General features: G+C 40.5%; 14 protein-coding genes. 6 read left to right on the forward strand and 8 right to left on the reverse strand.

All coding sequences use genetic code 11. The annotated features are described in order from the left end of the window. The first annotated feature begins 12 nt into the window (after positions 1–12). The 3 genes from gnd to ahpF all read left to right on the forward strand — a co-directional run bounded on the left by gnd (position 13) and on the right by ahpF (position 4,062). Positions 13–1,419 carry a decarboxylating NADP(+)-dependent phosphogluconate dehydrogenase gene (gene gnd / locus Q3W56_RS08875; protein WP_302895205.1) on the forward strand — a complete coding sequence of 469 codons (1,407 nt, stop codon included), beginning with the start codon at positions 13–15 and terminating at the stop codon, positions 1,417–1,419. Between the two features lie 536 nt (positions 1,420–1,955). Then, positions 1,956–2,519: an alkyl hydroperoxide reductase subunit C gene (gene ahpC, locus Q3W56_RS08880; RefSeq protein ID WP_019716311.1), complete on the forward strand. Its 564-nt coding sequence runs from the start codon at positions 1,956–1,958 to the stop codon at positions 2,517–2,519. A 13-nt stretch (positions 2,520–2,532) separates the two neighbouring features. Continuing rightward, complete coding sequence (ahpF, locus tag Q3W56_RS08885) at positions 2,533–4,062, forward strand: alkyl hydroperoxide reductase subunit F (RefSeq protein ID WP_302895206.1); 1,530 nt, start codon at positions 2,533–2,535, stop codon at positions 4,060–4,062. A gap of 111 nt (positions 4,063–4,173) precedes the next feature. Here the strand turns inward: ahpF and Q3W56_RS08890 are convergent, their stop codons facing one another. From Q3W56_RS08890 to Q3W56_RS08900, 3 genes are all read right to left on the reverse strand, one after another. Beyond that, positions 4,174–5,526 carry a polysaccharide pyruvyl transferase family protein gene (locus tag Q3W56_RS08890; protein WP_302895207.1) on the reverse strand — a complete coding sequence of 451 codons (1,353 nt, stop codon included), beginning with the start codon at positions 5,524–5,526 and terminating at the stop codon, positions 4,174–4,176. A 287-nt stretch (positions 5,527–5,813) separates the two neighbouring features. Next, positions 5,814–7,253 (reverse strand): 6-phospho-beta-glucosidase BglA, encoded by a 1,440-nt coding sequence (gene bglA, locus Q3W56_RS08895; protein ID WP_302895208.1) that lies wholly within the window; start codon positions 7,251–7,253, stop codon positions 5,814–5,816. 13 nt (positions 7,254–7,266) lie between these two features. Further along, complete coding sequence (locus Q3W56_RS08900) at positions 7,267–9,135, reverse strand: beta-glucoside-specific PTS transporter subunit IIABC (RefSeq protein ID WP_302895209.1); 1,869 nt, start codon at positions 9,133–9,135, stop codon at positions 7,267–7,269. A 157-nt stretch (positions 9,136–9,292) separates the two neighbouring features. On the opposite strand from Q3W56_RS08900, the gene Q3W56_RS08905 reads away from it, so the two are divergent. From Q3W56_RS08905 to Q3W56_RS08915, 3 genes are all read left to right on the forward strand, one after another. After that, on the forward strand, positions 9,293–10,003 hold the full coding sequence (locus Q3W56_RS08905; RefSeq protein ID WP_302895210.1) for a GntR family transcriptional regulator: 711 nt from the start codon (positions 9,293–9,295) through the stop codon (positions 10,001–10,003). Between the two features lie 307 nt (positions 10,004–10,310). Next, positions 10,311–10,823, forward strand: coding sequence for a hypothetical protein (locus tag Q3W56_RS08910; RefSeq protein WP_019716316.1), 513 nt, complete (start codon positions 10,311–10,313; stop codon positions 10,821–10,823). 46 nt (positions 10,824–10,869) lie between these two features. Then, the gene (locus tag Q3W56_RS08915; protein ID WP_268401285.1) at positions 10,870–11,031 is read left to right on the forward strand and encodes a hypothetical protein; all 162 of its coding nucleotides are present in this window, start codon (positions 10,870–10,872) and stop codon (positions 11,029–11,031) included. Positions 11,032–11,150: 119 nt separating this feature from the next. Here Q3W56_RS08915 and Q3W56_RS08920 read toward each other — a convergent pair whose 3' ends face one another. The 5 genes from Q3W56_RS08920 to Q3W56_RS08940 form a co-directional block, all read right to left on the reverse strand. Further along, positions 11,151–11,873 carry a peptide ABC transporter permease gene (locus Q3W56_RS08920; RefSeq protein ID WP_268401284.1) on the reverse strand — a complete coding sequence of 241 codons (723 nt, stop codon included), beginning with the start codon at positions 11,871–11,873 and terminating at the stop codon, positions 11,151–11,153. Positions 11,874–11,893: 20 nt separating this feature from the next. After that, on the reverse strand, positions 11,894–12,523 hold the full coding sequence (locus tag Q3W56_RS08925; RefSeq protein WP_302895211.1) for an ATP-binding cassette domain-containing protein: 630 nt from the start codon (positions 12,521–12,523) through the stop codon (positions 11,894–11,896). A 149-nt stretch (positions 12,524–12,672) separates the two neighbouring features. Further along, entirely contained in the window at positions 12,673–13,431 is a 759-nt protein-coding gene (locus Q3W56_RS08930; protein WP_302895212.1) for a peptidase, read from the reverse strand. Beyond that, the gene (locus Q3W56_RS08935; RefSeq protein ID WP_302895213.1) at positions 13,412–14,371 is read right to left on the reverse strand and encodes a YydG family radical SAM peptide epimerase; all 960 of its coding nucleotides are present in this window, start codon (positions 14,369–14,371) and stop codon (positions 13,412–13,414) included. Before Q3W56_RS08935 ends, Q3W56_RS08930 begins: the two co-directional genes overlap by 20 nt. 58 nt (positions 14,372–14,429) lie before the next feature. Next, complete coding sequence (locus Q3W56_RS08940; protein WP_014115819.1) at positions 14,430–14,579, reverse strand: epipeptide YydF family RiPP; 150 nt, start codon at positions 14,577–14,579, stop codon at positions 14,430–14,432. Positions 14,580–14,644: the final 65 nt, after the last annotated feature.

A 14,644-nucleotide genomic window follows, 5' to 3' on the forward strand; every position in this document is an offset into this window, starting at 1 on the left:
GAGCTGTAACACATGTTCAATACGATTGGTGTCATAGGCTTAGGCGTAATGGGAAGCAATATCGCCTTAAACATGGCAAACAAAGGTGAAAACGTCGCCGTCTATAATTACACCAGAGATCTAACGGACCAGCTTGTCCAAAAGCTTGATGGACAAGCTCTCAGCCCATATTACGAGCTTGAGGATTTTGTTCAATCGTTAGAGAAACCAAGAAAAATCTTTTTGATGGTCACAGCGGGAAAACCCGTAGATTCCGTCATCCAATCATTAATGCCTTTACTTGAAGAAGGCGACGTCATCATGGACGGAGGAAACTCCCATTATGAGGACACAGAAAGAAGATATGACGAGCTGAAAGAAAAAGGCATCGGTTACCTGGGAGTCGGCATTTCCGGCGGGGAAGTTGGCGCATTAACAGGGCCATCCATCATGCCGGGCGGGGATCGCGATGTCTATGAGAAAGTCGCTCCTATCCTGACCAAAATCGCAGCTCAGGTCGGAGATGATCCGTGCTGTGTTTACATCGGTCCCAAAGGGGCAGGGCACTTTACAAAAATGGTGCACAACGGCATTGAGTATGCCGACATGCAGCTAATTGCAGAAGCCTATACATTTCTGAGAGAAACGCTTCGTCTGCCGCTTGATGAAATTGCATCTATTTTTGAAACATGGAATCAAGGTGAGCTGAAAAGCTATCTTATAGAGATTACAGCTGAGATTTTACGCAAGAAAGACGAAAAAACAGGACAGCCTCTGATCGATGTCATCCTTGATAAAACAGGCCAAAAAGGCACCGGGAAATGGACGAGCATGCAGGCGATTGATAACGGCATCCCGTCCACAATCATCACAGAGTCCTTGTTCGCCCGCTACTTGTCATCCTTAAAAGAAGAACGGGTGGCAGCTCAAGACGTGTTAGCAGGCCCGGAAGCCGAAGAAAAACACTTTGATAAAGACACTTGGATTGAATACGTCAGACAGGCTCTTTATATGGGAAAAGTATGCGCCTACGCACAAGGCTTTGCCCAATATAAAATGTCTTCTGAGCTTTACGGATGGAACCTGCCGCTCAAAGACATCGCTTTGATTTTCCGAGGCGGCTGCATCATTCGCGCAGACTTCCTGAATGTGATCAGCGAAGCATTCAGCGAGCAGCCAAATCTGGCAAACCTTCTGATCGCGCCATATTTCACAGATAAGCTCCAAGCCTATCAAACAGGCCTGCGAAAAGTCGTTTGTGAGGGCATCAGCACAGGAATCTCATTCCCATGCTTAACCACAGCGCTCTCTTATTACGACGGCTATCGCACAGGGCGTTCCAATGCAAACCTATTGCAGGCGCAGCGCGATTACTTCGGCGCCCATACGTACGAACGGACAGATATGGACGGCGTTTTCCATACGAATTGGTCTGAATAACAGCCATCAAAAAAACACGGTCAGTTCAACTGAACCGTGTTTTTTGATTTCTTCTTATTCTGAAAGAGAACCAGTACTATCACAATGATCCAAACAGCTAGAGACATAAGCAATGTTATAAATATCATAAACAGTGATACAATAATAGCTAGAAACAATCCCCAAAATATTCATGTGACAGCATGCTTACTGTTCCGTTCTACTCAGCTTTTTTATTGAGAGAAATGATTAAACGATTCACCCCTTGCTCACTCTGTCATAAAATGTTCAAATGCTCTAACAAGCCTGATCTTCTGATGGATAAAGCCGCTGAAAACCTTGTCTAATTGAGAATCAGCCCATTTTAACATTCTTATCTTCTATAAAAGAAATGCCTAAATCTTTCCTATCATACCTAACACAAGACGAAAAAATGTAAGTTATTAATGGGTTTTGGCTTGACAAAAAATATATATTAATTAATAATTCATATATATTTAGAATTATTATTGAAAGCGAATATGCTTTCTAATACATTTTTAGGAGGAATATACATTATGTCTTTAATCGGTAAAGAAGTACTTCCATTTGAAGCAAAAGCATTCAAAAACGGTGAATTCATCGATGTAACAAACGAAGATTTGAAAGGCCAATGGAGCGTATTCTGCTTCTATCCAGCAGATTTCTCTTTCGTATGCCCGACTGAGCTTGAAGATCTTCAAGAACAATACGCTGCACTTAAAGAATTAGGTGTTGAAGTATACTCTATCTCTACAGATACTCACTTCGTACATAAAGGCTGGCATGACAGCTCTGAAAAAATCGGCAAAATCACTTACGCAATGATTGGTGACCCATCTCAAACGATCTCTCGCAACTTCGATGTTCTTGACGAAGAAACTGGTCTTGCTGACCGCGGAACATTCATCATCGATCCAGATGGCGTCATCCAAACTGTAGAAATCAATGCAGGCGGAATTGGCCGTGACGCAAGCAACCTGATTAGCAAAGTAAAAGCAGCACAATACGTTCGTCAAAACCCAGGTGAAGTTTGCCCGGCTAAATGGGAAGAAGGCGGCGAAACTCTTACACCTAGCCTTGATCTAGTAGGTAAAATCTAAGGAGTGCATTCCATTGGTACTTGATGCAAATATCAAAGCACAATTAAATCAATACATGCAGCTAATTGAGAATGATATTGTTCTCAAAGTTAGCGCAGGCGAAGATGACACTTCTAAGGACATGCTGGCTCTCGTTGATGAGCTGGCTTCCATGTCATCAAAAATTTCAGTCGAAAAAACTGAATTAAACAGAACGCCAAGCTTCAGTGTCAATCGTGTCGGAGAAGACACTGGCGTTACATTCGCCGGTATCCCTCTGGGCCACGAATTCACATCATTAGTCTTGGCATTGCTCCAAGTGAGCGGCAGACCGCCTAAGGTAGACCAAAAAGTCATTGATCAGGTGAAAAAGATCAGCGGTGAATACCACTTTGAATCTTATATCAGCCTGACATGCCACAACTGTCCTGACGTTGTACAAGCTTTAAACATGATGAGCGTGCTGAACCCGAACATTACGCACACGATGATCGACGGTGCAGCATACAAATCAGAAGTTGAAAGCAAAAACATCATGGCAGTGCCGACCGTTTACCTGAATGGCGAATCCTTCGGAAGCGGCCGTATGACGCTTGAAGAAATTCTTGCGAAATTGGGCAGCGGCGCAGATGCATCTGAGTTTGCTGACAAAGAGCCGTTTGACGTTCTTGTTGTCGGAGGCGGACCTGCTGGCGCAAGTGCAGCCATCTACACTGCGCGTAAAGGCATCCGCACTGGTGTTGTCGCTGAGCGCTTCGGCGGACAGGTTCTCGACACAATGAGCATCGAAAACTTCATCAGCGTCAAAGCGACGGAAGGTCCGAAGCTTGCTGCAAGTCTTGAAGAGCACGTGAAGGAATATGATATTGACGTCATGAACCTTCAGCGCGCAAAACGCCTTGAGAAGAAAGATCTGTTTGAACTTGAACTTGAAAACGGCGCTGTCCTGAAAAGTAAAACAGTGATCCTTTCAACAGGTGCCCGCTGGCGCAATGTCAACGTACCTGGTGAACAAGAGTTCAAAAACAAAGGTGTCGCATACTGCCCACACTGTGATGGGCCATTGTTTGAAGGCAAAGACGTAGCGGTTATCGGCGGCGGAAACTCTGGAATCGAAGCAGCGATTGACCTTGCAGGTATTGTCAATCACGTTACTGTGCTAGAGTTCGCGCCAGAACTGAAAGCAGACGAAGTCCTGCAAAAACGTCTCTACAGCCTGCCAAACGTCACTGTCGTGAAAAATGCACAAACAAAAGAAATCACAGGCGATCAGAGCGTTAACGGCATCACATACGTAGACCGCGAAACAGGCGAAGAAAAACACGTTGAACTCCAAGGTGTATTCGTCCAAATTGGTCTCGTGCCAAACACAGAATGGTTAGACGGAACGGTTGAACGCAACCGCATCGGCGAAATCATCGTCGACAAACACGGCGCAACAAGCGTCCCGGGCTTATTTGCTGCCGGCGACTGCACAGACAGTGCGTACAATCAAATTATTATTTCGATGGGATCAGGTGCAACTGCCGCCCTCGGCGCGTTTGATTACCTTATCCGTAACTGATATTAGAAAGCCGCAATATTGCCAGATTGGCAGCATTGCGGCTTTCTTTTTTATTCCAAAAATATTGCATGTTTTATACACTTGTAATATAGTTGTAATATTAGTAAATGGTTACTTCACACTCAGCATATTTGCTGTTTTTAAAGCGATACGCACTGATTTCCTATTTAAAGTGCCCTGATACTTTTTGACCTTTTTTTTCAGATCTTTAATGGTTTTTTCCTTTTTGGCATTTTCTAATGCCATAAGCGCTTCCCAGCGTTTCGCTGTTTCTGTGGAACTGCAGCCGCTAACTGTAGTTACAGGCGGAAGAAGCTTCGTATTAGATAGTTTTTCGTCAAAAGGAACGGTATCAGGAATCGCTTTCTCTTGATAAATATGATCCAATTGATTTTGATTCAGGAAGCTGATGAAATGGTCAAAGTTTTGCGCTTGCCGTTTCTCAGGCTGATGAAAATCAAGTGTTTCAATTAATTCTGACAGTTTTGTCTGATCGGTTATCTCATTTGCCATGACATGCGTTAACTGGTGGTACTCAGCTAATTCCCGCATTCTTGCGTCTTTCGGAAGCAAAAGGCTCGGTGTTCCAGCAATCGTTGCTGCGATATTCCCATGGAGCCTTGCGCCAAAGCTTAAATCAGCTTGTCTCAGAAAATCCAGCCATGTCGGCACATTTAAAAAGAAACGGACTCTATCATTGTGATAAGCTGGGTCTTCCATGCTGACCGGATAATTATCAGCAGGCTTCGCTATCGCAGGCGCACCTGCATACGTCAAAATCATCTCTTTTCGCCATTGCGGGATAAAGTAATGGTTTGGGAACTCTTTCATGCTTCTCGTAATGAAGTCCAGTACATGCTTAGGAGACAGCCTTGATGAGTTAACCGTCACCATTGATTCTGTTGTGATATTGGTTTCTCTTATCTTCAGTTCTCTGCCAAACGCATACATAGAAGGACAGCCAATCACCGTATGGTCAATGCCTTCACGGAATCCTAATCTTGAAAGGTATTTCGCTGTAATTTCACCGCGGACACCGATCATATTTGATCTCTCCAGCACGGCACTCACAAACGCCTTTACATCCTCATCAAAAGAAAAACCTTCATTTAATTTTGGTTCAAACGGAGCCCGCAAACCAACTCCAATTACAACAACCGGAATGGTTAGCTTCTTAATTAATTGGGTATATTTCCGTAAAGAAGGTACAAAATCCTCGCGGAATGCATCTGCCAGCGGAATAATATACATATCATATGTTTTATTAATTTGTTCAGCATCTTCCGGATTAATCCGATAATAATCTGGAGTAATCGTCGTTCCTTCTGTCATCAGCGTGCGAAACACACTGTAGGCATATACTAAGTTTCCTACGTTGCCGCCAATGGAGTTGCGAACAATCATTTCAGCTGCATTAAATGTATCAAATGGTGATATGCCAGCCCTTATTAAAATATTTTTCAATGTGGTATTGCCCCTTTCTCGCCAAATTTGTCAGGAGATTTGCTTAGGGAACTCTTTCATGATTTTAAATCTACAGCCGGATACCCGCTTTCATCCCTTTTTACTCACAAACTCTCTCCCTATCTACCATTCTAATATTAAATTATACAAAAAAGCATCTTGCAGGTGAAATCATAACATAGCAATTAGCATTGGTAATCTATTCCCGCCAATAGATGTCAGTTCACATCACACCAAAAAACCCGAACCAAGCACTTCAGTAAAAGTACTCGATTCGGGCCAGCAGCTTATAATTCCTCGCCGTTCGTTTGAATGACGTTCCTGTACCACTCAAATGAATCCTTCTTATATCGTTTCATAGATCCGTTTCCTTCATTATCACGATCCACATAGATCATGCCGTAGCGTTTTTTCATTTCTCCTGTTGTAAAGGAGACGATATCAATAATCCCCCACGGCGTATAGCCTATCAAATCTACACCATCGTAAGTAACCGCTTTTTCCAATGCTTTAATATGTGATTTCAAATATTGAATTCGTTCCGGATCATGGATCTTGCCGTCATCCTCCAGCGTATCCACCGCACCAAAGCCGTTTTCAACGATGAATAACGGGATTTGGTACCGATCATAAAAACGGTTTAATGTATATCTCAGCCCAGTTGGATCAATTGCCCAACCCCAGTCACTCGATGTGATGTACGGATTTTCAACACCATTCGGCAATCCGCCATTGACGATATCGCCCGTATTATCATTTTCCACATCGCTTTTCACAGTTGTAGACATATAATAGCTGAAGCCTAAATAATCAACGGTTCCTTTTCTTAAAATCTCATCATCGCCGTCTTCGAACGTAATGTGATAGCCTTCTCGTTCAAATTCCTTCAACGCGTAGCTTGGATAGTACCCGCGAACCTGCACATCCGGGAAGAAATACCGCTGTCTCATTTCTTCTTCAGCCAGCATCACATCTTCAGGATTGGAGGAGAAGGGATAAATCGGCACGTGTGACACCATGGCCCCAATTTGGAAGTCTGGGTTGATGTCCTTTCCTTTTGCCACTGCTAAAGCACTCGCTACTAACTCGTGGTGCGCCGTTTGATACATAACTTCCTTGGCGTTTTCGTTTTCGCCAACCAGAACACCTGAATTCGTCCATAGGAACAGCGGATTGTTCACGTCCATTTGATTGTTGATCTCGTTAAATGTCATCCAATACTTCACTTTATCTTTGTAACGGTTGAAGCAAGCCTCTGCAAAGTTGACGAAGAAGTCCACGACTTTCCGGTTTCTAAAGCCGCCGTATTCCCTGGCCAGGTGCAACGGCATTTCAAAGTGAGACAGCGTAATGACCGGCTCAATCCCATGCTTCAGCAATTCATCAAACACGTCATCATAGAACTGCAACCCCGCTTCGTTCGGTTCGGCCTCATCGCCTTTCGGAAAAATCCGGCTCCAACCGATGGATGTCCGCAAGCATTTTAATCCCAATTCTGCAAACAACGCGATATCTTCCTTATATCTGTGATAGAAATCAATGGCTTCATGGTTCGGATAAAACTCGTTCTCTTCAATGGTATCCGTGATTTTTCTCGGCACACCGTGTGCCCCCGCTGTCATGACATCGACGACGCTCGGCCCTTTACCGCCTTGATTCCATCCGCCTTCAAATTGATGGGCAGCTAAAGCGCCGCCCCATAAAAAATCCTTCGGCATGTTTCCCATGTTACATTCCTCCTTAGCTTACGACTGTAAATAATTTTTTGTCTAACGCACTTTCTTCAAGATCCTCGATGAGAATTTCTTGATACGCATGTGAATTCGTGATGATGACTGGGGTAATCGTTGTTAATCCTTTCTCTTCAATGAAAGCTTTATCAAATTCTACAAGCACTTCGCCTTTTTTGACTATATCGCCTTCTTTCACCTTCAAGGCAAAAGGAGTGCCGTCTAATGTCACCGTATCCAGTCCGATGTGCATAAGCAATTCGACGCCAGACACCGAACGAAGGCCGATCGCATGCTTTGTAGGCGCCACCATGACGACGGTCCCGTCAAACGGGGCAAACAGTTTATTATCAGATGGCTCAATCGCCAAGCCTTGTCCCATTGCGCCTGAACTGAATACCTCATCAGGCACCTTAGAAAGCGGAATGACCTTGCCGCTAAATGGGGCATATACTGTCTCTTCATTCGCCTGTTCCGCTTGAAGCTTGGTCTTTCCCGTCTGTGCAGCAGTATCTTCACCGTAGCCAAAGATCTGAATCAGTACAACAGGGAGAATCACCGCAATCGCAGCACCGAATAAAATGCCCCAAATGGATGTCGGGAATTGTTCATTGATGCCATTCACGATCGTCAGAGGTCCCGGAAGTCCCGCATAGGCAAAGTAATACGGCTGAAAAAAGCTTGCTACGACTGCGCCAACCGCTCCGGATATACAGCCAAAGATAAACGGCTTCTTAAATCTTAAGGTCACACCATAGATCGCCGGCTCTGTAATGCCAAACAATCCTGTGACGCCAGCCGAAACGCTGACTTTTCTCGTTTCCTTGTTTCGCGCTTTCAGGATGACACCAAGCACGGCACCAACCTGCGCAACGACCGCTATTGTCTGATACGCCTGGAATGAATCCCGGCCGTATAAATCAAAGTTTGCCAATACCATCGGTGTGATGCCCCAGTGTACACCAAAGATGACAATGACCTGCCAGAATGCGCCGATGATCGCTCCAGCCAATGCCGGCACGTTTTCCGCCAAGAAGTTGTAACCGTTTGCAATTCCGTTTGCGCCTAATGTTGTCACAGGGCCTATGAGGACTATCGTTAACGGCACCATGATGACCATACATAGAAACGGAACAAATAACGGTCTGACCACTTCGTTCATTCTCTTATGTAAGAATCGTTCAACATAAGACAGGATCCACACTAAAAATAATGGCGGCAGCACGGAAGACGTGTATGTCGTTTGTGATAAAGCAATCCCTAAGAAAGAAATGCTCTTTCCATCTGCGATTTGAGCTGCCATCTCCGCCCATGTCGGACTGACTAACGCGGCACAGCATGCTACAGCGATATACGTGTTGGTCTTAAAATGCTTTGATGCCGTAATCGCGATAAAAATAGGCAAAAACGTAAACGGTGCCCAAGAGATGAAACTAAAAACCTGATAAACTCCTGTTTTCTCAAAACCGGAAAACAATAAGTTAATAATAATTAATGCGCCTTGCAAAATACCAGCAGCGGCCAGAATGTAGACAAACGGCGCAAACACCGCTGACATCGTCGCAATGATCCGGTTCAACAACGTTCCTTTATTCTCACTCTGTACGCCGGAAAGATCAATATTGACCCGCTTTGAAAATTCCTCGAAGACTTCCCCAACATGCTGTCCAATGACAATCTGGAATTGGCCGCTGTTCTCCACCACCGTAATGACGCCGGGCATCGACTTCACGATATCCTTCGCTTTAGGGTTAGACCGCTTTAGCACCAACCGAAGCCTGGTCGCGCAGCGAGAAGCTCCAATCACATTCTCTTCCCCGCCTACGGCCTCCAAAATGTCTTTCGCTAGTCTCGTATAATCTCTCACTTTCCCCGACATTTTCACCCACCCCTTTGTTTTGGTTGCGCTTTCATTATAATTGTACCGGTATAATTTATCAATACCCTAACAAAATATTTTGACACTAACTATCATTGTAAGCGGTTTATGCTATAATTTTGGCAAGTGAAACTAAACGAATAAATGAGGAATGCGTATGTTAAAGTACCAGCAAATCGCAGCGAAAATTGAAACATATATAGAAGAACACCAGCTGAAGCAGGGAGACAAACTGCCAGTGCTAGAAACCCTCATGGCCCAGTTTGAAGTCAGCAAAAGCACAATCACAAAGTCCCTAGATCTATTAGAGCAAAAAGGCGCGATCTTTCAGCTCAGAGGAAGCGGCATCTTCGTCAGAAAGCATAAACGAAAAGGCTACATCAGCCTCCTGTCGAATCAAGGATTTAAAAAAGACCTCGAGGATTTCAATGTCACCTCAAAGGTCATTGAACTAGACGTGAGGAAACCGACTCCGGAAGCGGCAGAAAACCTCAACATCAGACTTGATGAAGACGTCTACTATGTCAAAAGGGTCCGCTATATCAACGGACAAACCCTATGCTTCGAAGAATCCTATTACAACAAATCCATCGTGACGTATTTGAACAAGGAAATTGTGTCTCACTCAATCTTTCATTACATCCGGGAAGGATTGGGACTGAAGATTGGCTTTTCTGATTTGTTTCTTCACGTGGGCCAGCTAAATGAGGAAGAAGCGGAGTACTTGGGGTTAGAGGCAGGACTGCCCAAGCTTTATATAGAGAGTATTTTTCATCTGACAAATGGGCAGCCGTTTGATTTCTCGAAAATCTCTTATCATTATGAGCAGTCACAGTTTGTGGTGCAGGCGAATAGTTTTTTGTTGTGAAACTGTTTTACTTTAACAACCCTTTGCCTATGTAATAGGACAACAAAGCTCATTTACCAATATTTAAATAGAAAAAATTTGGTTTTCGTAACTAGAAAGATATTAGTGATGATATTAGAATGAAAAACCTCTTCAATTATCTATAACTTTTGAAGTGGAAATGCAAATATGGGTAGTTCGATATGGTGAAATTTCAGTCATTTCTTAATAAAGGGTTTAACAGGCGAAACGTCTCTGTTAGTATGGCAACCAAAGGAGGAAGATAATTACGCACATAATAAAGCTAACCAAAGTAAAACTTGCAGCCTTGGTATTCCTAGTAGGTGCCTTAGCCCTCCCGGTTTTACCTAATGCTGCAGATGCCGCAGAATCCCAAGCTACATATAAAGTTGAAAACCTCAACGATAGTGTGCTGAAGATGACGTTCGATCATGCAGATATTCATATTGACGCTGATGGAAATGCTACACTAAAAGATCACGTAGCGGGCGAAGAGCAAGTTCTCCCTAAAAACTCAACTGACAAAAATGGTGATCCTGTTACACTACAATACGAAAAAATCGATCATGGCGTTCTGGTCAAACTAGTAAGCCAAGAATCTGGACAAACCACCGGTACAGTCAGAACCCAATCGGTTGGAAAATGTATTCTAGGTACTGGCGGTGGTGCGATAACTGGTGGAGGTACTCTGGGTCTTGCTGGCGCTGCTGTAGGAACAGTCACGATACCCGGCATTGGAACTGTAGGTGCTGGTGCCGTTGGTGCAATTACTGGCGCTGTTGGCGGTGCAATGACAGGGGCTGCTGCATCTTGCTTTTAAAAGAGGGTCACTCCCTCATTTTTACTAACGATAGAAGGTGATCGAAATGTACAAAATCATCATTCCTTCAATACTAGCCATATTTGCCCTATGGATTTTATTACAGCTCTCACTCGATATGAGTATCTTTAAGAATCCAATGAATTACTTTATCGTATTCATTCTCTTCTTTCTCTTTATAAAGATGGTGAAAGAAAAACAACAATAGATTGGGGAAAGATGGTTGATGAAAGCTAAAAAACACCCCCATATTAACATAACTCCATCACAGCACGTCATCTTATCGCACAAAAAAAGCTACTTCAACGTGAAGTAGCTTCCTTTTTGTTAAATGCCCATTTTGACCCATCTCGTTTTAGAAAAGCGAAGTACAATTACGTTTATTATCATGATTGAAATTAAATATAATATAATATATAAAATATCATGATTACCAAGTGTCATATGATCAGACTGCAGCACGTTTTCTATTCGGTGATACATCGTGTTACCTGCCTCAAAAGGAGCAATAAAACCAAACGTTTTATTGCTTATTGCTACTAAAATAACTGAAGTAATCCAATAAACGATACTAACACCTATACTAGTTAATATATTCGAACATAACATACTTATAGTTCCAATAATTAAAATATACTGCAATATAACGGCAGAAAATAAAAAGAGCAATAATGCAAAATGGGAAAAATCATGGTACATCAACGAAATGATGAGCAGACCAATCGCGATAAACGCAAAACATTCCAAAAATAAAACAGCTATCTTCTTATAAAAGAAGGTATAGATGTTTTCCCCTATGAGTTTGTAAAAGAGAATATTTTTATTTGTATACTCTCTATTAATAAAGAAAGCGATAACAAATGAAAATAACATCAAACCAAACTGGGTCGCAACGGTATAGGAGCTAAAGAAAAACATCTCAGGTGTGACATGGCTGACTTTATCAATTCCTACCAGTAAAAAATAACCCAGTAAAAATAAAAACACGAACATAGATCCTAAAATAATGAAAACCTTGTTGCTTATACTCTTTTTAAACTCTAATTTCATCTTAAGCCCCCACTGTTTTATTACTCATTTATATACACTTCAATCAATTTATCCACTGAATGATATTGTTTGATTTCTTGGTGATTAAACATATAATAATCCCCTTCTATCGCCTTTAAATCAGACAAATCGTGTGTGATATTAATGATTATCTTCTCCGGGTTCTCTTTTATGTATTTTTTTAGGAAGCCATGAATTTCTATAACTGTTTTTTTGTCTAATGAATTCGTTATTTCATCTAAAATAATAATATTTTTATCCTCTAGTAAAAAGCTAAGCAATTTCAATTTTTGCTTTTGCCCATCACTCAAATTTTTGATAAGAACTTTACCGTCAATATTATCAAGATTAAGTAAATGTCCAATCCTATTTATCTTTTCTGAATCAAACTTTTCGCTTAAAAAGTTTATTAAAAAGTCCTTAGAAACATCATGAGGTATATTTGACGAGCTGGAAATTAAAGAAACATTTTGACGAATATCTCTATCAATTCGTTTACTAGTATTCAACAAAAAATCTTTAGCAAGCTGTGATTTACCGACTCCATTTTTTCCGACGATATGATTCATTTTTCCAGACGAAAACTGTAAGTCTGTATCCTGAAGTAACGTCTTACCTTTCACTTTTAACGTATAATTTGCTATGTTCATATGCATACTCCTATGAAATATTTGCACAGTAATGAAAAGCTTCTATCATTTGATTTAATTACAATTGTTTTCAATTTGAGTACCTCTTTCGTTTCCGATTCGGTGCTGTACAAAATGCTTTTAAATGATTAAATTGGAGATCTTTTACTCTATTTTATAATATATAATATCCAATGTACAACGGAATTTACCGCAAGGCCAACTCCTATAATTTGAATAGTAAGCACTAACCAATGATTTGTTTTAAAGCGGCTATATTCGTCTAAGCTAAGAAAAGCCAAAAGAATTTTGTAACCATCAGAATTCAATATTGGCACTAAGTTCCATAGTAAAGTAGATGAGAATAGCATAAATGCCATCGTTAAGAATTCACTGGAAATTGTAAATAGATTTATTATTTCAAGAATATTAATTATAAAATAATTAATAAACAAGCCGAATAAATGGACGATTATCTTTTCATTTCTGGATAGCATATAGGTTTCATTCAATTGGACATAAAAAGCAGGGAACACATAAAAGTTCAGTTTAAATCCAACTTTATCAAAGTTTTTCCCAAAAAATTTTAAAGAATAAATATGTCCCATTTCATGAAGCACTATATTCATTATAAAATAAATAGCTATAATTATCCACATTTTCCATCCAAATACTACAGTCGTTAACTCATTTTGCAATTTTATCAAATGAATATAATTCAACAGAAACATTGTAGCCGTAAAAGATAAGAACAGGTAAAAAAACTTTGATGACACTTTTTCTTTATAAGTTTTAAAGTATGATAATTGTTCATCTGTAAGAGAATCTAAGTTTTTCTTATAATAATCTCCACTTGTTTTATCTTTTATAAAAACGTTTTTTTGTACAATCACTTCATATTTTTCATCTTCATACTTCAAAATTTTCATAATAATATTTTTCCATGTGAGGATAAAAGTAGTTTATTTTTTCCGCGGAGTTGAATAGAGAACCACAAACACCACAAATCGAAGAAAATTCATAAGGGATATCAAATTCCTCTATTTTATTGTTTTCTTTTAAAATATCCAAGAACCATTTGAATCCTTCTTTCCTAAGAATAAATAATAGCAAATTTGAATTTAACTTTTCCACTGTTCTTTCAAAATTCTGATTATACTCTTCTCTTAAGGTTATTTTTGTTTCAAAAATAGCGGGTGAACAACACGGATAAATCTCTCCGTCATGATGATATACAATCTCATATCCGGGACAATATAAGGAATCCTCATCATCAAGATTGTAAAACTTATGTATATTTTCTTGTCTAATCCTAGTTCTGGCAGCACCAACTGATATCATTGGAAATTTTGTAATCTTTACACCTAAGATTGAATCACCCAAATCCTCCAAAATGTGGTTTGACATCTTGTCTTTAGTAACTGCCATATTAAGAGAAATGTCGATATCAGGGTATTTCCTGCTATGTTCTAATATGTTTTTAATACTGGACGATTTAACAAATGGAGCATGGTACTCATCATAACTTATAGTTAAGGCTACGACATTTAACGAATTCATATCATAAAAGTATTCTTGAACCCTTTTCCTGCTGACACCCCAAAACCCATTAGAAATCAACGTTATTTGTTTTTCATATGGTTTAATGATTTCCATTAGTTCTTTTAAAAATATATAATCTAAAAAAATTTCCCCGCCTGTAAATGAAATCACTTGAATGGTTTTATTTTTTGCAAATTCAGTAACTAAGTCTCTTATATAATCCTTTTCCATCTTAATTGTAGAAGTTGGCGAACTAGAAAAACAACAATGATCACAAGACGCATTACACTTAGAATCTAAATTGATTGATACTGTTTTGTCATACATGATTAACCCCCCCCGAAAAATGGTAAAGGAGAGTTAAACTCTCCTTTATACCCCCTAATTAATGACCACTTCCAAGAATCCAGCGATTTTCTTTTGATTTCACAAAGTACCAAAGGTCATTCACTTTTGCTAACTTCTGTGATTCGTCTAATAGACCCTTAAACTCTAAGTTTTTTACAGGCTCATTGTTTGTGTTTTCCTTTTTCATAATATCCCCTCCTTCTCTACTAATATAATCCAATTATTCCATATAGTCCAATATGAGTCAACACA

The sequence above is a fragment of the Bacillus sp. C28GYM-DRY-1 genome (genome assembly GCF_030519405.1).
Classification (GTDB): domain Bacteria; phylum Bacillota; class Bacilli; order Bacillales; family Bacillaceae; genus Bacillus; species Bacillus spizizenii_A.